The following is a 270-nucleotide window of genomic DNA, read 5'->3' as shown; positions in this document are numbered from 1 at the left end:
AGCACTCGCACCTGGCCAGACGAGGTCGTGCCTTTCCCGTAGCTGGACACCGCCATGAAGTCCAGGGTGACGTTCGCTTCCATGGCCCGCACGAGGTCGGACATGAACATGAAGCCGCCCTTGAGCACCCCTACGAGGTGGATCTCCGCCCCGGGCGGATGGTCGCGGACGATTGCCTCCCCCAGCTCGCGAATCCGTGTCTGGATCGTATCTTCGGTGAGCAGGATCTTCTCGATCATTGGACCGCCGCCTTCACGTCGGCTGCACGCT

Annotated in this window: 1 protein-coding gene; it reads right to left on the bottom strand. The window is 63.3% G+C overall.

The features are described 5' to 3' along the window. On the bottom strand, window positions 1-239 hold a 239-nt coding region (locus SAZ04_RS22200; protein WP_332699782.1), incomplete at its 3' end, for a phosphoribosyltransferase. Window positions 240-270: the final 31 nt, after the last annotated feature.

Origin of the sequence: Halalkalibacter lacteus (assembly GCF_036663595.1) — a bacterium.
GTDB classification, from domain to species: Bacteria; Bacillota; Bacilli; order Bacillales; family Bacillaceae_D; genus Halalkalibacter; species Halalkalibacter lacteus.
This window is presented reverse-complemented; position numbering and strand designations above follow the sequence as displayed.